Origin of the sequence: Mycobacterium sp., assembly GCF_036490025.1 — a bacterium.
Classification (GTDB): Bacteria; Actinomycetota; Actinomycetes; order Mycobacteriales; family Mycobacteriaceae; genus Mycobacterium.
The window spans coordinates 60,321-77,478 of record NZ_DASXEP010000175.1; the positions used below are offsets into that span (position 1 = coordinate 60,321).

Below are 17,158 nucleotides of genomic sequence, written 5' to 3' on the forward strand. Positions count from 1 at the left end.
AAAGACACACTCTGCGACACGCCGGGAACGAGTCGGTGTGCGGCCATAGACTGGCGTCCCTATGAGTCACTCCTTCGTGCACCTGCATAACCACACCGAGTACTCGATGTTGGACGGTGCCGCGAAGGTCGCGCCGATGCTCGCCGAGGCGCAGCGGCTGCAGATGCCCGCGATCGGGATGACCGACCACGGCAACATGTTCGGCGCCAGCGAGTTCTACAACGAAGCCACCGCCGCCGGTATTAAACCGATCATCGGCATCGAGGCGTATGTGGCACCCGATTCTCGTTTCAATACCCGCCGCATCTTGTGGGGCGATCCGGGCCAGAAGAGCGACGATGTGTCCGGCAGTGGCTCCTACACCCACATGACAATGGTCGCCGAAAACGCCACCGGTCTTCGCAATCTGTTCAAGCTGTCGTCGCTGGCATCGTTCGAGGGCCAGCTGGGCAAGTGGTCGAGGATGGATGCCGAGCTGATCGCCGAACATGCCGCCGGCATCATCGCCACCACCGGATGCCCGTCCGGGGAGGTGCAGACCCGGCTGCGGCTCGGCCACCACCGCGAAGCGCTGGAGTCGGCCGCCAAATGGCGGGAGATCTTCGGGCCCGAGAACTACTTCCTGGAGCTGATGGACCACGGGCTGTCCATCGAACGACGGGTGCGCGACGGGCTGCTGGAAATCGGTCGCGCGCTGAACATTCCACCGTTGGCCACCAACGACTGCCACTATGTCACCCGCGACGCCGCACACAACCACGAGGCGCTGCTGTGTGTGCAGACCGGTAAGACGCTCACCGATCCCACCCGCTTCAAGTTCGACGGCGACGGCTACTACCTCAAGTCGGCCGCCGAGATGCGCGAGATCTGGGACGGCGAGGTCGCCGGCGCCTGCGACTCGACGCTGCTGATCGCCGAGCGGGTCAGCTCGTACGCCGACGTGTGGGAGCCCCGCGACCGGATGCCGGTCTTCCCGGTGCCCAACGGCCACGACCCGGCGTCCTGGCTGCGCCACGAAGTCGAGGCCGGCCTGCGACGCCGTTTCCCCGATGCGCTGCCCGACGGCTACTCCCAGCGGGCCGCCTACGAGATCGACGTCATCTGCGACAAGGGTTTTCCGTCCTACTTTCTCATCGTCGCCGACCTGATCAACTACGCACGCTCGGTCGACATCCGGGTCGGCCCCGGGCGTGGCTCGGCGGCCGGATCGCTGGTGGCCTTCGCGCTGGGCATCACCGACATCGACCCGATCCAGCACGGTTTGCTGTTCGAGCGGTTCCTCAACCCCGAGCGCGCCTCGATGCCCGACATCGACATCGACTTCGACGATCGTCGACGCGGCGAAATGGTGCGCTACGCCGCCGAGAAGTGGGGCCAGGACCGGGTCGCGCAGGTCATCACCTTCGGCACCATCAAAACCAAAGCCGCACTGAAGGATTCCGCCCGGATCCACTACGGCCAGCCGGGATTCGCGATCGCCGACCGGATCACCAAGGCGCTGCCGCCGGCGATCATGGCCAAAGACATCCCGCTGTCGGGCATCACCGACCCCAACCACGAACGCTACAAAGAGGCCGCCGAGATCCGCGGCCTGATCGACACCGATCCCGATGTGCGGACCATCTACCAGACTGCACGCGGGCTGGAAGGTCTGATCCGCAACTCCGGTGTGCATGCCTGCGCGGTGATCATGAGCAGCGAGCCGCTGACCGATGTGATCCCGCTGTGGAAGCGGCCGCAGGACGGCGCGATCATCACCGGCTGGGACTACCCGTCGTGTGAGGCGATCGGCCTGCTGAAGATGGACTTCCTCGGGCTGCGCAACCTGACGATCATCGGCGACGCGCTGGTGAACATCAAAGACAACCGCGGGATCGACCTTGACCTGGAATCGGTCCCGCTCGACGACCCGGCCACCTTCGAACTGCTGGGCCGCGGTGAGACGCTGGGGGTGTTCCAGCTCGACGGCGGGCCGATGCGCGACCTGCTGCGCCGCATGCAGCCCACCGGGTTCGAGGACATCGTCGCGGTGCTCGCGTTGTACCGCCCCGGACCCATGGGCATGAACGCCCACAACGACTACGCCGACCGCAAGAACAACCGGCAGGCGATCAGACCGATCCATCCCGAACTCGAGGAACCGCTGCGCGAGATCCTCGCCGAAACCTACGGCCTGATCGTGTATCAGGAGCAGATCATGCGCATCGCGCAGAAGGTGGCCGGGTACTCGCTCGCCCGAGCAGACATTCTGCGCAAGGCGATGGGCAAGAAGAAGCGCGAAGTCCTGGAGAAGGAGTTCGAGGGCTTCTCAGAAGGCATGCAGGCCAACGGATTCTCCGCCAAAGCGATCAAAGCGCTGTGGGACACCATCCTGCCGTTCGCTGATTACGCGTTCAACAAGTCGCACGCCGCCGGGTACGGCCTGGTGTCCTACTGGACGGCGTATCTGAAGGCGAATTACCCGGGCGAGTACATGGCCGGGCTGCTCACCTCGGTCGGTGACGACAAAGACAAGGCCGCGGTATACCTGGCCGACTGCCGCAAGCTCGGCATCATCGTGCTGCCGCCCGACGTCAACGAGTCCGGGCTGAACTTCGCCTCCGTCGGCACCGATATCAGGTACGGGCTGGGCGCCGTGCGCAACGTCGGCGCCAATGTCGTTGCGTCGCTGATCAATACCCGCACCGCGAAGGGCAAGTTCACCGACTTCTCCGACTACCTCAACAAGGTCGACATCGCGGCGTGCAACAAGAAGGTCACCGAGTCGCTCATCAAAGCCGGCGCCTTCGACTCGCTGAAGCACCCGCGCAAGGGGCTGTTCTTGGTGCACACCGACGCGGTGGATTCGGTGCTGGGCACCAAGAAGGCCGAGGCGATGGGTCAGTTCGACCTGTTCGGCGGCGACCCGAATGACGGCGGAGCAGGCGCTGACGCGGTTTTCACCATCAGGGTTCCCGACGAGGAATGGGACGACAAGCACAAACTCGCGCTGGAGCGCGAGATGCTCGGCCTGTACGTATCCGGACATCCGCTCAACGGAGTGGCGCATCTGCTGGCGACCCAGGTTGATACCGCCATCCCGGCAATTCTCGACGGCGACGTCGCCAACGAGACCATGGTGAAAGTCGGCGGCATTCTGGCGTCGGTGAACCGACGGGTGAACAAGAACGGAATGCCTTGGGCGTCGGCACAACTGGAAGACCTCACCGGTGGTATCGAGGTGATGTTCTTCCCGCACACCTACTCCGCGTTCGGCGCTGATGTCATCGACGACACGGTGGTGCTCGTCACCGCCAAAGTCGCGATCCGGGACGACCGAATCTCGCTCATCGCCAACGACCTTGTGGTGCCTGACTTTACGACCGCACAGGCAAACCGGCCGCTGGCGGTCAGCCTGCCGACCCGGCAGTGCACCATCGACAAGGTCAGCGCGCTCAAACAAGTGCTGGCACAACACCCCGGCACGTCGCAGGTGCATCTGCGCCTGCTCAGCGGCGACCGGACGACCACCCTCGAGCTGGATGCATCACTGCGGGTGACGCTGTCCCCGGCGCTGATGGGCGATCTCAAGGCACTGCTCGGTCCGGGCTGTCTGGGCGGCTAGCGGGGATCGCGAGCGCGGCGAAGCCGGGCGCGGCGGGTCGCCGCCATCAAGTCAAGCGGACAACAGAAGGGTCGCTTGATGATCGTGGGTGGGGATGATCTTCACGGCGTGCCGGGCGAGATGGAGCCGTTGCAGCGTCTTGAAAGTCTCGTCACGGTCCTCGTCCACCAAAACGCCCGGATAGCCCGATTTTTGCCGCACATTCTCGATTTGCAAATCGTGCCAGGCGGCGTCGCCGGCGATGAGGATCCATCCGCGCTGGGTGTGCGCGAGCACCCCGACGCTGCCCGGGGTGTGGCCGCGCAGGTCCACCAGGATGACGGAATTGTCGCCGAACAGATCGTGCGATCGGGTGAAGGTCAACACCGGCGGGCCATCTAAGTCGTAGGCGACGAGAGGGCGATCGCGCAGCGAATCGCGAACGCCGCCCACGGGTGCCACCGGCCCGGAACTCGCCCAGTCGTGTTCGGCCCGGTGCAGGTGAACAGGCAGGCCGGGAAAGTCCAGCAGGCCACACACGTGATCCCAGTGTGCGTGTGTCGGCAACGCGAAATCCACCGTCGGCACGTCGGGTAACGCGGCCAACCCGGTGACAGTCGGAATGGCATCGGCGGGAGGATGAACCGCCGCCCGCAGCACCGCCGGCAGTTGAGCGATGGCCCGCTCCTCGACGTCGACGCAGAGCGCGGGATCGATGATGAACGTCGCTGCCGGATGGGTGAGGACGAACGATGTCAGCGAGTTCTCGATACGAGCCGGCGAGAAAGTGCCCTCGACGATTGCGGCGGTCGGCACCGAATGGGGGACTTGAGGTAGTGCCGTGACCGTGACGGTTGCTGCGGGGTCCGGCAGCCCGGCATCGGTGACGCTGCGAACGAAGCGCTGATCGACCCGTCGCGGCCGCATTGACCCCACAACCAAACCGACTGCGGCTCAGCAGCATTGACGCATACTTGGAGATCGAACCGGATCAGACATCGCTGAGCTCCACTCGGACGATGACGCTGTCGGACCAGACACCGCGGTCACGCGAGCGACGCAACTTCTCCCGCAGGCAGAGATCCCGGTGAACGCCGGTGACCCCCGGGACGTTGATCAGCGGAACGATGTTCCACTGCCAGCCATACCGGTGGTGCAGTGTCCGATTGGCCTGCTCGGCTTCGGCGCCGTAGAGGATTGTTGCCTGCCCGGTCACGGTCGTTGCGTCGGGGCGAACTCGTCCCCGGTAGTCGCATGCAGCAAGTTCTACGTCACGGCAGGTCGTCAACCGTCTGGTCTTGGGGCCGACCTTGGTGCGGAACAGCACCTGCCGACCGTCCATCGCGAACCAAACCGGGGTATCGACGCCGGTGCCGTCCCGGTGAAATGACCGGAGCCGGGCGTAGCGGGCGAAGCTGAGTTGATTGGAGGCGGGTCTGTGCATAACACCAGTCAACGACCTAGAGTTGACTCTAAGTCAAGCCCCGAATTCTGGAGAGAACATGGCAACCGCACTGACCATCGGGAAGGTGGCCCAAGAAACCGGGGTCGCGGCCACCACGCTGCGCTACTACGAACAGATCGGTCTGGTGCCGGTCCCGGTCCGGGTGGGCGGCCAGCGCCGCTACGACGATTCGGTGCTGGCCCGACTCGAGGTGATCGCGCTGTGCAAAGCCGCCGGTTTCGCGTTGGACGAGATCGCGGTGCTGTTCGCCGACGATGCACCCGGGCGTCCCGCCAGCCGCGCCCTCGCCGAGGCCAAGCTCGCCGAGATCGACGCGCGCATGGAGTCGTTGGTCCAGGCGCGCGCAGTCATCGAATGGGGGATGCGCTGCACATGCCCGTCAATCGATGCGTGCACATGCGGCATTCATCCGCCGGCCGGATCTTTGTAAACCACACCCTCTTTCATGACGAAGTCCACCTGACCGGTGACGTTGATATCGGCGAAGGGATCACCGGGCATCGCGATCAGGTCCGCGAGCTTGCCTTCGGCGACCACCCCGAGATCGTCGAGGCGCAGCAGTTCGGCGGCCACGCTGGTGGCAGCGCGCAAAGCCCGCAACGGTGTGATGCCGGTCGAGACCATCATCGGGAACTCGCGCCAGTTGTCGTGGTGCGGAAACATTCCGGCGTCGGTGCCGTACGCGATCCGAACGTCGCTGGCGGCCAAGCCCTCTGCCGCATCCAACAGGGCGCCACGATACTTCTGCATTTTGCGCCGCGAGTGTTCCGGAAGGGCGGCCCACAGCGGGTCGTCCTCGCCTTGACGGGCGCCGGAGAGGATCGTGTATTGGGTCGGCACCATGAACACGCCGGCATCCTGCATCATGCGTAGCGTCTCGGCCGACGCGAGGTTGCCGTGTTCGATACTGCGCACGCCTGCCCGGACGGCGCGTTGGATACCTTCGTCGCCGTAACTGTGTGGGGTGACCGGGATTTCGAGGTCGGTAGCCGTCGCGACGAGAACGTCCATCTCGTCCTGGCTGTAGGTGGCGTGCCCGGGGTCGTCGGACGGTGAGGCGAAGCCGCCGGTGGCGCCGAACTTGATCCAGTCGGCACCGGCCCGGATTTGCTGCCTGACCCGGGTGCGGATCTCGTCGGCGCCGTCGGCCGCGGCCAATTCCAGTGGTCGGCAGGGGTCTTGATATTCGTCGGCGACCATGCCGCTGAAGTCGCCGTGGCCGCCGCGCGCGGAGATCATGTGCGGCGCCACCACCATCCGTGGACCGACGATGATCCCGGCGGCCAGCGCGTCGCGCAGGGCGATGGTGGGGTAATCGATGTCCCCGCAACCCAAGTCGCGCACCGTGGTGAATCCGTTCATCAGCAGCGCGCGCAGCACCGGCAACGACTTCAAGGTCTTCGTCGTGCTCGAATCGAGCGCCAGCAGCAGACCCACCGGGGGTGCCAACGTCACGTGAGTGTGGCAGTCGATGAAGCCCGGCGTCACGGTGTGCCCGGGCAGATCCACTACCCGCGCGTCTGCCGGTGCGTCGATCGCGTCAGCGACTCGCTCGATGCGGTCGTCGACGACCAGCACCTGGCGTGGCCCGGCTTGCGCCGAGATCCCGTCCCACACGTCCGCACCCGTGATCAGCGTTGCCGGCATCATCGCCACCTTTCAAAATTTCAGAAGCTGTAGCGCAGGATCCGCGCCGTGCGGGCACCGGATTTGGTCATGCCCATCACTCGGGTCGATACCCGGGCCGCGGGCGGATAGAGGGCGATCTCCGGCGCGTGGGACAGGCTGCTCTCCTCGACCAGCCGCAGACGCGGACTCCAGCTCTCCGGGACCCGGGCATCGTTGAAACCCCGGTAGGCCCATTGTGTTCCGACGGCGCTGAAGACGATCTTCATGGCGGCGATGTTGAGCCGGCCGACTCGGCCATAGTCGTTCATCGCCACTTCGCCGGAGCCGAAGTACTCGGGGATGTGGCGGAACAGGTTGACGATCACTGACTCCGGTAAGAACGCCAGCAACCCGTCGGCGATCAGCATGGTGGGCCGATCGGACGGTATCTGGTCGGTCCACCTGTCGTCGGCCAGCGAGGCCGCGACCGAATAGGCGCGGTCGTTGGCGGGCACGACGTGGTCCCGCAGCGCGATCATGTTGGGCAGATCGACGCTGTACCAGTCCACCGTGGCGGGCGGCGCGACGCGCGGCATGGCGGTGCCCAGGCCCGCGCCGAGGTCAACCACCACAGCGTTGGGATGTTCGGCGACGAAATGACGTACCCGGTCGTCGAGTAGCTTCGCGCGCAGCGCGGTCTGGCGTACCGCGCTCGACGGCACGCCCAGACCTTCGAAGTCGTAGTCGATTTTGGCGACGATGTCGTCGGCCAGCGTGTCGCCGAGTATCGGCCTGGGCCAACGGCTATCGAGTGCACGGGCGTACTGGGTGACAAACGCGGTGTGCTCGACAGGCGTCAAGCCGGTGATCGCGATTCCCATACCGGCAACGTACTCCCACGACTAGCCTCGGCTGGGTGACTGATTCGAAAGCCCAGCCACCGACCACGCTGTGCGAGGCATTCCAGCGGACCGCGGCGATCGATCCGGACGCGGTCGCGCTGCGCACACCGGGCGGCGGCCAGACGATGACCTGGCGGGAGTACGGGGAAGACGTGCGCCGGGTGGCGGCCGGCCTGCACGGACTGGGGGTCCGCCGCGGCGACACCGTGTCGCTGATGATGGCCAACCGCATCGAGTTCTACCCGCTGGAAGTGGGCGCCCAGCACGTCGGGGCGACCTCGTTCTCGGTGTACAACACGCTGGCACCCGAACAGCTGGCCTACGTGTTCGACAACGCCGGCACCAAAGTGGTGATCTGCGAGCGGCAGTACGTCGACCGGATCCGGGCCAGCGGTGCCACGACGGAGCACATCATCTGCATCGACGGTGCCGCCGAGGGCGCCCTGTCGCTGGATGATCTTTACGCGGCCGCCGCCGACGACTTCGATTTCGACGCGACGTGGCGGGCCGTGCAGCCCCACGACGTGATCACCTTGATCTACACCTCCGGGACGACGGGTAATCCCAAAGGGGTGGAGATGACGCACGCCCACCTGCTGTTCGAGGCGCAAGCCCTGGACGCTGTTCTGGGTGTTCAATTCGGCGATCGGGTGACCTCCTTCCTGCCGTCGGCGCACATCGCCGATCGCACCATGGCGCTGTACAACCAGGAGGTGTTCGGGGCCCAGGTCACCGTGGTCTCCGATGCTCGTGAGATCGCCGCCGCGCTGTCCGACGTGCGCCCAACCACCTGGGGTGCGGTGCCCCGGGTGTGGGAAAAGCTCAAAGCGGCAATCGAATTCGCGGTCACCCAGGAGCCGGACGAGGCCAAGCGACAAGCTCTGCAATGGGGGATGTCGGTCGCAGCGAAACGGGCGGCGGCGCTGGTCGCCGGTGCAGACCTGTCCGACGAGCTGGCCGCGGAATGGGACCAAGCCGACGAGTTGGTGCTCTCGAAGCTGCGTGTCAAGCTCGGATTCGACGAGCTCAGGTGGGCGGTCTCGGGTGCGGCGCCGATCCCGCGGGAGACGCTGGCCTTCTTCGCCGGCATCGGGATCCCGATCGCCGAGGTGTGGGGTATGTCGGAGCTGAGTTGTGTTGCCAGCGTGGCACATCCGAGCCAGGCGCGGCTGGGCACGGTCGGCAAGCTGTTGCCTGGCTTGGAGGCCAAGATCGCCGACGACGGCGAATACCTGGTGCGTGGACCCCTGGTGATGAAGGGCTACCGCGGCGAGCAGACCAAAACCGCCGAGGCGATCGACCCCGACGGCTGGCTGCATACCGGCGACATCCTCGACGTGGACAGCGACGGCTATCTGCGGATAGTCGACCGCAAGAAAGAGTTGATCATCAACGAGGCCGGAAAGAACATGTCACCGGCCAACATCGAGACCACGATCTTGGCGGCCTGTCCCATGGTCGGCGCGATGCTCACGATCGGCGACGGCCGCCCGTACAACACCGCGCTGCTGGTCTTCGATGCCGACTCGGTCGGGCCCTATGCGGCCGACCTCGGGCTCGCCGACCCCTCGCCCGAGGCGCTGGCGGCGCACCCGCAGATGCTCGAGAAGATCTCGGCAGGGGTGGCCGCGGGCAACGCGAGATTGTCACGGGTCGAGCAGATCAAACGTTTCCGCGTGCTGCCGACCTTGTGGGAGCCGGGCGGCGAAGAGATCACCCTGACGATGAAACTCAAACGCCGGCCGATTGTGGCCAAGTACGCCACCGAGATCGAGGAGTTGTACGCCCGCGAGCCGGGCCCGGACATCCACCAGCCCACCCGCGCCGAGACAACGCAGCCGGCTTGACCTCAGCTGGCCTTGGCTCGAGTGCGATGGGCGCGTATGGCAGTCGCCAATCCGCTTCGCCGCACATCGTCGCCTGCGAATGACGAGTCCGGTCGTTTCAGAACATTCCGGAACTTGTTCTCTGAGGCCGTTTCCGGTGCGTCGTCGCAGCTGGCGGAGAGATAGCGAATCGGCAGCGCCAATTTGCAGATGGTGCGCACCGTGAGCAGGTACTGGCGCATGAAAGAACCTGTCGTGTAAGGCAAGTCGTAGGTGACGCACAACGCGCGGACCCGCTCGGCGATCTCGGGTAGCCGGTTGCTCGGCAGATCGGGGAACAGGTGATGTTCGATCTGGTAGCAGAGGTTTCCACTCATGAACGCCAGTACCGGTCCGGCCCGGAAGTTCGCGGTGCCCAGCATCTGCCGCAGATACCACTCCGGTTTCGTCTCGTCCTCCAAAACCGCGGCGGTGAACTTCTCTGCGCCGTCGGCGAAATGCCCGCAGACGATGACGATGTAGGCCCACGCATTGCGAAGTCCGTTGGCCATCACGGTGGCTCCCAGGGTGCGGCGCCAGCGCCGCCGGCTCAACGCGGGAAAGAGCACATAATCCTTGACGGACTGGCGGACCATCTTGCGGATCATCGTCTTGGTATGGGCAGATTTGGCGGCCTCGGTGTCCGCGCGATCCTGCACCGAGTACAGGCCGTGCATTGCGACACCCCATTCGAAGAGGGCCGCCAGCAGCACTGCGCGCAACGGCTGGAGCAAGTTGCCCGGCCGCCACTCCTGGTCGCGGGTGACCCGCATGACGCCGAAGCCGAGGTCGTGGTCCACGTCGACGACATTGGTGAAGACATGGTGCCGGTGGTTGTGCGAGGACATCCAGTGCGACGAAGGACCGACCATGTCCCATTCCCACGTCGCGGAGTGGATTTCCGGGTCGTTCATCCAATCCCATTGACCGTGGGTGATGTTGTGCGCGAGTTCCATGTTCTCGATGCACTTGGCCGCGGCCAACGCACTGGTTCCGACGATCCAGCCGAACCTGCGTTTGCTGGCAAGGATGGTCAGCCTCGCCGCGACCTCGAGGCAGCGCTGAAAGGCGATCGCGCGCCGGATGTACTCGAGGTCCTTGGTGCCGCGCGACTGCTCGATGTCGCTACGAATCGTGTCCAGCTCGGCCGCGAGCGCGGCGACATCCGCATCACTCAGATGGGCGTATTCGGGTACCTCGGCGATTGCCATCGAGGCTTATCGATCACGGGCAGCGTCGGCGTATGCCCCTGTCCGCGCGACGGCGCGCGGCGGCCAGCTATACGGCTGGAGCATCTGCTTGACTCCCTGCTTGCCGGCTCTGCGCCGTGCGTCTGACCGTGGATTGTCGGTGTCGCTCGCAGACTCTACACGGGACGCATCACCAGATGGTCACTCCGAGATCTCAATGCCCTGAGCTGCGGGGCCTAAGGTGGCGGTATGCCACTCGAAGGTGAATATGCACCGAGCCCGCTGGATTGGTCCCGTGTACAAGCCGACAAGTACGCCGAATCCGGTGGAGCCGACGCCGCAGACATGAAGGGCAAGCCCATCATCCTGCTGACCACCGTCGGCGCCAAGACCGGCAAGCTCCGCAAAACGCCGCTCATGCGGGTCGAACACGACGGCCAGTACGCCGTGGTCGCCTCGCTGGGCGGAGCCCCGAAGAACCCGGTCTGGTACTACAACATCGCCAAGAACCCCCGCGTCGAACTGCAGGACGGTGACGTTACGCACGACTACGACGCACGCGAGGTCTTCGGCGACGAAAAGGCCGTGTGGTGGGAGCGGGCGGTGGCGGCCTGGCCGGACTATGCCGACTATCAGACCAAGACCGACCGGCAGATTCCGGTCTTTGTGCTCACCCCTGTGCACTGAACGCGCAGCTTGGTGGCACCATTGACCGGTGTCCGCCGAACTGAGTCAGAGCCCGAACACCCCGGGTAACGGGCCGCTGCCGTCCTTTTCGGCGGCCGATGTCGACAGTGCGGCGAAGCGAATTGCCGGGGTGGTCACACCCACCCCGCTGCAGCTTTGCGACCGGTTGTCCGCGACGACCGGTGCCAACGTCTACCTCAAGCGCGAAGACCTGCAGACCGTGCGGTCCTACAAGCTGCGCGGCGCCTACAACCTGCTCGTCCAGCTGTCTGAAGAGGAGATCGCCGCCGGCGTGGTGTGCTCGTCGGCGGGCAACCACGCGCAGGGCTTCGCCTTCGCCTGCCGGACGCTGGGGGTTCGCGGTCGCGTCTACGTGCCGGCCAAGACGCCGAAGCAAAAGCGTGACCGCATCCGCTACCACGGCGGAGAATTCATCGAGCTGATCGTGGGCGGATCGACCTATGATCTGGCGGCCGAGGCGGCGCTCGCCGACGTGGCGCGCACCGGGGCCACGCTGGTCCCGCCATTCGACGACCCGCGCACGATGGCGGGCCAAGGCACGATCGCTGTCGAGCTGCTAGACCAGCTCGACCAATTCGGTGGGGAGCCGGACCTGGTGGTGGTCCCGGTCGGCGGTGGCGGGTGCATCGCCGGCATCACCACCTACCTCGCCCAGCAGACCACCAACACCTCGGTACTCGGTGTCGAGCCGGCAGGCGCGGCGGCGATGATGGCCGCGCTGGCCAACGGCGGCCCGGTGACCCTCGATCACGTCGACCAGTTCGTCGACGGTGCCGCGGTCAGCCGGGCCGGCCGGCTGACCTACGCCGCATTGGCCGCCGCGGGCGACATGGTGTCGATCACCACGGTCGACGAGGGTGCGGTGTGCACCGCGATGCTCGACTTGTATCAAAACGAGGGGATCATCGCCGAACCCGCGGGTGCGCTGGCGGTGGCGGGTCTGTTGGAAGCCGAAATCGAACCGGGGTCCACCGTGGTGTGCCTGGTTTCGGGCGGCAACAACGACGTGTCGCGCTACGGGGAGATACTCGAGCGGTCGCTGGTGCACCTCGGGCTCAAGCACTATTTTCTGGTTGACTTCCCGCAGGAGCCCGGTGCGCTGCGCCGCTTCCTGGACGGCGTGCTCGGACCGAACGACGACATCACGCTGTTCGAATACGTCAAGCGCAACAACCGCGAGACCGGTGAGGCGCTGGTCGGCATCGAGCTGGGCTCGGCTGCCGGTCTGGACGGCTTGCTGGAGCGCATGCGGGCCACCGAGATGCAGATCGAGGCCATCGAGCCGGGCTCACCGGCCTACCGCTATCTGTTGTAGGCGTATGCGGTTCGGCGCCAACGCATATCGGCGTCGATCAGCCCAGCAGTGCGACCGATACGTCGTTGGCGCGGAAGATCGGCTCCAGCGGGATCGATAACCTGGCGGCCATGTCGGTCAGCGACTTCGACCACATCAGTTCGATGGTCGAGGTCGGCCCGCGTCCGGGCCCCGACAGCAGCAGAGCCACCGTGGTGCCCGGCTCCAGATCGTCGAGCAGGGTCCGTAGCGAGGACATCAGATTCCACACGACCGGGCCGCGGGGCCGAGGGCGGAGCGCCACCCGGCTGATCTTCTGGCCGAAGCAGCGGTCCGGTCCGATCAGACCGAACCACAGTAATCGTGTCCCAAACCCCAACGGCCCCATCAGCGCCCGCCACCGCTGACGCAGATCGTCGATCGAATGCACCGGGTCGCAGGCGGTCTGGATGGGCGGTATCGGCAACAGCTCGGAATGGCTCATCCGCGCATCATCAACGGTCGCGCGCGGTGCCGGTAGTCAGATATCCACAGTCCGCAGGATCGCGAACGAATGCGGCGCCAACTCGGTACTTTGGTCGCCGACCGCGGGGGAGTCCGAGCACAGCACCAACTCGCCGGTGCACGGAACACTCGCCGGCTCGGCGCCCAGATTGCAGGCCACCGTGACGCTGCCGCGCCGGATGGCGATCCAGCGGTGTTCTTCGTCGTAGTCGACGGTCAACTGCTCCAACCACGGGTCGGTCAGGTCGGACTCAGTGCGCCGCAGCGCAATCAGGTCCTGGTAGACCCGTCGGAGCTTTGCATGCTCGTCGGCGTCGAGTTCGGACCAATCCAGCTTCGAGCGCTGAAAGGTTTGCGGGTTCTGCGGGTCGGGGATGTCGGCGGCGTCCCACCCGTGAGCGGCGAATTCTTTCTTGCGGCCGGCTGCGGTGGCGCGCGCCAGCTCTGGTTCTGGATGGGAGCTGAAGAATTGGAAAGGCGTTGTCGCTCCCCATTCTTCCCCCATGAAAAGCATCGCCGTATAGGGAGAACCCAGCACCAGCGCGGCCTTGACTGCCAGCTGGCCGTAGGTCAGGTTTTGCGACGGCCGGTCGCCGAGCGCGCGGTTGCCGACCTGGTCGTGGGTGCAGGAGTAGGCCAGCAGCCGAGTGGCCGGGATCGTCTCGGTGTCCAACGGCCGACCGTGCCGCCGCTGCCGGAAAGACGAGTAGGTGGCGGCATGGAAGAAGCCGTGCCGCAACGTCTTTGCCAGGGTGGCCAGTGACCCGAAGTCGGCGTAATAGCCCTGCCGTTCGCCGGACACCGCGGTGTGGATGGCGTGGTGAATGTCGTCGTCCCACTGGGCGGTCATCCCGTAGCCATGATCAGCAAGCGGAGTGATCATTCGCGGGTCGTTGATGTCGCTCTCGGCGACCAGTGACAACGGGCGGCCCAGTTGCTCGGCGAGCGCATCGGTTTCGGCGGACAGCTCTTCCAGGATGTGGATCGCGGTGGTGTCGAAGAGCGCGTGCACCGCATCCAGTCGCAGGCCGTCGGCGTGGAAGTCGCGCATCCAGCGCAGCGCACAGTCGATGATGTAGCGGCGTACCTCATCGGACTGGGCGTCGGCGATGTTGATGCCTTCGCCCCACGGGTTACTCGCCGACGACAGGTAGGGCCCGAACCGTGGCAGGTAATTGCCCGACGGGCCCAGGTGATTGAACACCGCGTCGATCAACACCCCCAGCCCGCGGCGATGGCAGGCGTCGACAAAACGGACCAGTCCGTCAGGTCCGCCGTAGGGTTCGTGCACGGCGTACCACAGCACGCCGTCGTATCCCCAGCCGTGCGTGCCGGAGAACGCGTTGACCGGCATCACCTCGACGAAGTCCACACCGAGATCGACCAAGTAGTCCAGCTTTTCGATCGCCGAGTCGAAAGTACCCGCCGGGGTGAACGTGCCGATGTGCAGCTCGTAGATCAGCGCACCCTGAACCGAACGGCCGATCCAGTCCTCGTCCGTCCAGTCCTGCTGCGTGGGTTCCCATAGCTGCGAACGGTCATGCACTCCGTCGGGCTGGCGTGGCGATCGCGGGTCGGGCAGCAATGTCGGGTCGTCGTCCAGCAGATACCCGTAACGCGCATCAGCGGCCGCGTCGACGGTGGCCCGCCACCAGCCGCCGCGATCCCGCGTCATCGACGACACCGCCCCGTCCACGTCGAGGCGCACCCGCTCCGGTTTCGGTGCCCACACCGCGAATTCACGCATCGACGCGCTCCAACAGGGCCACCGGCAGATCGGCGAACAACTCCGCGGCCGGCAACGTCCCGCAAACCTCCGCACCGGTCAGCGCGTTGGTCCACGCGCCGTCCGGCAGCGTGACAGCCGTGTCGCCCCAACCGGCCTGCTCGAGATGCACCGTCCAGCGGGTGACCGCGACCAGCACGTCGTCGCCGCGCCGGAGCGCCACCACGTGGTTTGCCGCCTCGCCCGCTGCCGGCAACGGATGATAGTCGCCGCGCAAGAAGGAGTCCGGGCGCGCACGCCGTAGCCGCAGGGCGGCCCTGACAACGCGAAGTTTGTTGTGCTGCATGGATTTCAGCGCTGCACGCCGGGCGGCGTAATCCACCCGGCGCCGGTTGTCCGGGTCGACCAGGCAGTCGTCCCACAACTCGGTGCCCTGATAGATGTCGGGGACACCGGGGGCGGTCAGCGCCAGCAGCTTCTGGCCCAGCGCGTCGTTCTCGGCATGCGACCGCAACCGGACCACCAGGGTGGTCAGCTCGCGTGCTACCGGACCGTCCAGCACCGCGTCCAGCCAACGATGCACCGACCCCTCGAAGTCAGCGTCCGGGTCGTCCCAGGAGGTATGCCAGGCCGCTTCCCGGATGGCCTTCTCGGCGTAGGCATGCAACCGGTCGCGCAGCTCGGCGGTGACCTCGCCGTCCGTGGGCCACACGCCGAAGATGTTCTGCCACAGAAACAATCCGGTCGCCGGGTCGGGGGAAGGGGTAGTGGACTCCCAGCGAGCGACGAACTCGGACCATAGCGACGGCACCTGCGACAGCACACTGATGCGGGCCCGGACATCCTCGCCACGCTTGGTGTCATGGGTGGTCAGCGCGGTCATGGCGTGCGGCCACAGCCGGGCGCGGGTTGTGGCGCGCGAATGGAATTCGGCGAGACCGACGCCGAATTCCCGTGGTTCGCCGCCGACTTCGTTGAGCGACACCAGCCGAGCGTCACGGTAGAACAGGCAATCCTCAACGGCCTTGGCGGTGACCGCACCGCAGAGCTGCTGCAGTCGCACCGCGGCCTCGCCACCGTCGGCCACCGCGGCGGCGATCAGCTGCAGCGGGACGTCCAATTCTGGTGCAGCAGCGGTGGTTGCCGCCAAAGCAACGGGCAATACCGCCGCCAGCCCGCGATAGTCGCTGCGGTAGACGTCCACATGGGTCAGTAACGCCGCCACCGCGTCAGACAGCCGGGGGTGCTCGACGCCGGCTGCCGCGACGATGCAGCGCCCCAGCCGGCCCAGTTCACTGCCCAGCGTCTTGGTAGCCGCGGCGACCTTGAGCTCGGCCAGCATGGTCGGCATCAGCGAGTAGTCGACGCCGGCGGATTCCAGCAGTGCGGTCAGGGCCTGCGCCCCCTTCGGATCGACGAAAACTCCGCCGATCTCTCGGAGCGCGTCATAGCCCGTCGTCCCGGCGATCGGCAAGCTCGGCTCCAGCGCCTCGTCGACGGCGAGAATCTTCTCGATCACGATCCACGCGTCGGGGCCTACCAGTTCGCGCAGCGCGCGAAGATACGCCGACGGATCCGCCAAACCGTCGGGATGGTCGATGCGCACCCCGTCGACGAGCCCCTCGGCGAACCAACGACCCACCTCGGCGTGGCTGGCGTCGAACACTGACGGATCCTCTTGGCGGAGCCCGGCCAGCGAGGTGATCGAGAAGAACCGGCGATACCCGGTCAGCCGGTTGCGCCAGCCGATCAGCCGGTAATGCTGCCGGTCGTGCACCTGCGGGCCGCTACCGTGGCCGGTGCCCGGTGCGATCGGCAGCGCCAGATCGCCGAGCCGCAGCCGGTCTCCGTCGACGGTGAGGTCGGCGGCGTCGTCGTCAGAACCCAGCAGCGGCAGCATAATCCGGCCATCGCCAAGCTCCCAGTCGATGTCGAAGAACGATGAGTACTCCGAGGATCGGCCGTGCCGCAGCACGTCCCACCACCACGAATTCTGCTCGGGCTTGTCTACCCCGACATGGTTGGGCACGACATCGACGATCAGACCCATACCGCGAGCGCGCGCCGCCGTCGACAGCCGTGCCAGACCCGCTGCGCCGCCGAGTTCGGCCGACACCGTTGTCGGGTCGGTCACGTCGTAGCCATGCCCGGACCCGCTGACCGCGGTCAAAATCGGCGACAGATACAGGTGCGACACCCCGAGATCGTCAAGGTAATCCAACAGATTCTCGGCATCTGCGAAAGTGAAGGCGAACCCGCTGGCGGCGCCCCGCAGCTGCAGCCGGTAGGTGGACAGTACCGGAAAAGCCATGC

General features: G+C 65.9%; 13 protein-coding genes. 5 read left to right on the forward strand and 8 right to left on the reverse strand.

All coding sequences use genetic code 11. From position 1 onward, the window contains the following. Positions 1-61 precede the first annotated feature (61 nt). Complete coding sequence (dnaE, locus tag VGG53_RS20500) at positions 62-3,604, forward strand: DNA polymerase III subunit alpha (RefSeq protein ID WP_331519929.1); 3,543 nt, start codon at positions 62-64, stop codon at positions 3,602-3,604. Between the two features lie 51 nt (positions 3,605-3,655). Here the strand turns inward: dnaE and VGG53_RS20505 are convergent, their stop codons facing one another. Together VGG53_RS20505 and VGG53_RS20510 are read right to left on the reverse strand one after the other, a co-directional pair. Then, positions 3,656-4,510 carry an MBL fold metallo-hydrolase gene (locus VGG53_RS20505; RefSeq protein WP_331519930.1) on the reverse strand — a complete coding sequence of 285 codons (855 nt, stop codon included), beginning with the start codon at positions 4,508-4,510 and terminating at the stop codon, positions 3,656-3,658. A 64-nt stretch (positions 4,511-4,574) separates the two neighbouring features. Beyond that, positions 4,575-5,027, reverse strand: a complete 453-nt coding sequence (locus tag VGG53_RS20510; RefSeq protein ID WP_331519931.1) for a PPOX class F420-dependent oxidoreductase — start codon at positions 5,025-5,027, stop codon at positions 4,575-4,577. Between the two features lie 58 nt (positions 5,028-5,085). Here VGG53_RS20510 and VGG53_RS20515 point away from each other — a divergent pair, with 58 nt between their 5' ends. After that, positions 5,086-5,478 (forward strand): MerR family transcriptional regulator, encoded by a 393-nt coding sequence (locus VGG53_RS20515; protein ID WP_331519932.1) that lies wholly within the window; start codon positions 5,086-5,088, stop codon positions 5,476-5,478. On the opposite strand, the gene VGG53_RS20520 is transcribed toward VGG53_RS20515, so the two are convergent. Both VGG53_RS20520 and VGG53_RS20525 read right to left on the reverse strand, forming a co-directional pair. Continuing rightward, positions 5,454-6,695, reverse strand: a complete 1,242-nt coding sequence (locus VGG53_RS20520; RefSeq protein ID WP_331519933.1) for an amidohydrolase family protein — start codon at positions 6,693-6,695, stop codon at positions 5,454-5,456. The two genes, VGG53_RS20515 and VGG53_RS20520, sit on opposite strands and share 25 nt — an antisense overlap. A gap of 20 nt (positions 6,696-6,715) precedes the next feature. Then, positions 6,716-7,537 (reverse strand): class I SAM-dependent methyltransferase, encoded by an 822-nt coding sequence (locus VGG53_RS20525; RefSeq protein WP_331519934.1) that lies wholly within the window; start codon positions 7,535-7,537, stop codon positions 6,716-6,718. A gap of 35 nt (positions 7,538-7,572) precedes the next feature. Here VGG53_RS20525 and fadD11 point away from each other — a divergent pair, with 35 nt between their 5' ends. Next, positions 7,573-9,405: a fatty acid--CoA ligase FadD11 gene (fadD11, locus tag VGG53_RS20530; protein ID WP_331519935.1), complete on the forward strand. Its 1,833-nt coding sequence runs from the start codon at positions 7,573-7,575 to the stop codon at positions 9,403-9,405. Positions 9,406-9,407: 2 nt separating this feature from the next. Here the strand turns inward: fadD11 and VGG53_RS20535 are convergent, their stop codons facing one another. Then, complete coding sequence (locus VGG53_RS20535) at positions 9,408-10,634, reverse strand: acyl-CoA desaturase (protein ID WP_331519936.1); 1,227 nt, start codon at positions 10,632-10,634, stop codon at positions 9,408-9,410. 228 nt (positions 10,635-10,862) lie between these two features. On the opposite strand from VGG53_RS20535, the gene VGG53_RS20540 reads away from it, so the two are divergent. Further along, positions 10,863-11,300, forward strand: coding sequence for a nitroreductase family deazaflavin-dependent oxidoreductase (locus VGG53_RS20540; protein WP_331519937.1), 438 nt, complete (start codon positions 10,863-10,865; stop codon positions 11,298-11,300). 28 nt (positions 11,301-11,328) lie between these two features. Next, entirely contained in the window at positions 11,329-12,636 is a 1,308-nt protein-coding gene (ilvA, locus tag VGG53_RS20545) for a threonine ammonia-lyase (RefSeq protein ID WP_331519938.1), read from the forward strand. Between the two features lie 37 nt (positions 12,637-12,673). Here ilvA and VGG53_RS20550 read toward each other — a convergent pair whose 3' ends face one another. The 3 genes from VGG53_RS20550 to treY are packed head-to-tail and all read right to left on the reverse strand — an operon-like array spanning position 12,674 to position 17,156. Beyond that, the gene (locus VGG53_RS20550; RefSeq protein WP_331519939.1) at positions 12,674-13,099 is read right to left on the reverse strand and encodes a hypothetical protein; all 426 of its coding nucleotides are present in this window, start codon (positions 13,097-13,099) and stop codon (positions 12,674-12,676) included. A 36-nt stretch (positions 13,100-13,135) separates the two neighbouring features. Further along, positions 13,136-14,866 (reverse strand): malto-oligosyltrehalose trehalohydrolase, encoded by a 1,731-nt coding sequence (treZ, locus tag VGG53_RS20555; RefSeq protein ID WP_331519940.1) that lies wholly within the window; start codon positions 14,864-14,866, stop codon positions 13,136-13,138. After that, positions 14,859-17,156 carry a malto-oligosyltrehalose synthase gene (gene treY, locus VGG53_RS20560; RefSeq protein WP_331519941.1) on the reverse strand — a complete coding sequence of 766 codons (2,298 nt, stop codon included), beginning with the start codon at positions 17,154-17,156 and terminating at the stop codon, positions 14,859-14,861. The genes treZ and treY overlap by 8 nt, the downstream gene beginning before the upstream one ends. Positions 17,157-17,158 lie beyond the last annotated feature (2 nt).

Bases quoted from the DNA above. Each gene is read 5' to 3' on its own strand.
- dnaE (WP_331519929.1), top strand. From the start codon at position 62: ATGAGTCACTCCTTCGTGCACCTGCATAACCACACCGAGTACTCGATG.
- VGG53_RS20505 (WP_331519930.1), bottom strand. From the start codon at position 4,510: ATGCGGCCGCGACGGGTCGATCAGCGCTTCGTTCGCAGCGTCACCGAT.
- VGG53_RS20510 (WP_331519931.1), bottom strand. From the start codon at position 5,027: ATGCACAGACCCGCCTCCAATCAACTCAGCTTCGCCCGCTACGCCCGG.
- VGG53_RS20515 (WP_331519932.1), top strand. From the start codon at position 5,086: ATGGCAACCGCACTGACCATCGGGAAGGTGGCCCAAGAAACCGGGGTC.
- VGG53_RS20520 (WP_331519933.1), bottom strand. From the start codon at position 6,695: ATGCCGGCAACGCTGATCACGGGTGCGGACGTGTGGGACGGGATCTCG.
- VGG53_RS20525 (WP_331519934.1), bottom strand. From the start codon at position 7,537: ATGGGAATCGCGATCACCGGCTTGACGCCTGTCGAGCACACCGCGTTT.
- VGG53_RS20535 (WP_331519936.1), bottom strand. From the start codon at position 10,634: ATGGCAATCGCCGAGGTACCCGAATACGCCCATCTGAGTGATGCGGAT.
- VGG53_RS20540 (WP_331519937.1), top strand. From the start codon at position 10,863: ATGCCACTCGAAGGTGAATATGCACCGAGCCCGCTGGATTGGTCCCGT.
- VGG53_RS20550 (WP_331519939.1), bottom strand. From the start codon at position 13,099: ATGAGCCATTCCGAGCTGTTGCCGATACCGCCCATCCAGACCGCCTGC.
- treZ (WP_331519940.1), bottom strand. From the start codon at position 14,866: ATGCGTGAATTCGCGGTGTGGGCACCGAAACCGGAGCGGGTGCGCCTC.
- treY (WP_331519941.1), bottom strand. From the start codon at position 17,156: ATGGCTTTTCCGGTACTGTCCACCTACCGGCTGCAGCTGCGGGGCGCC.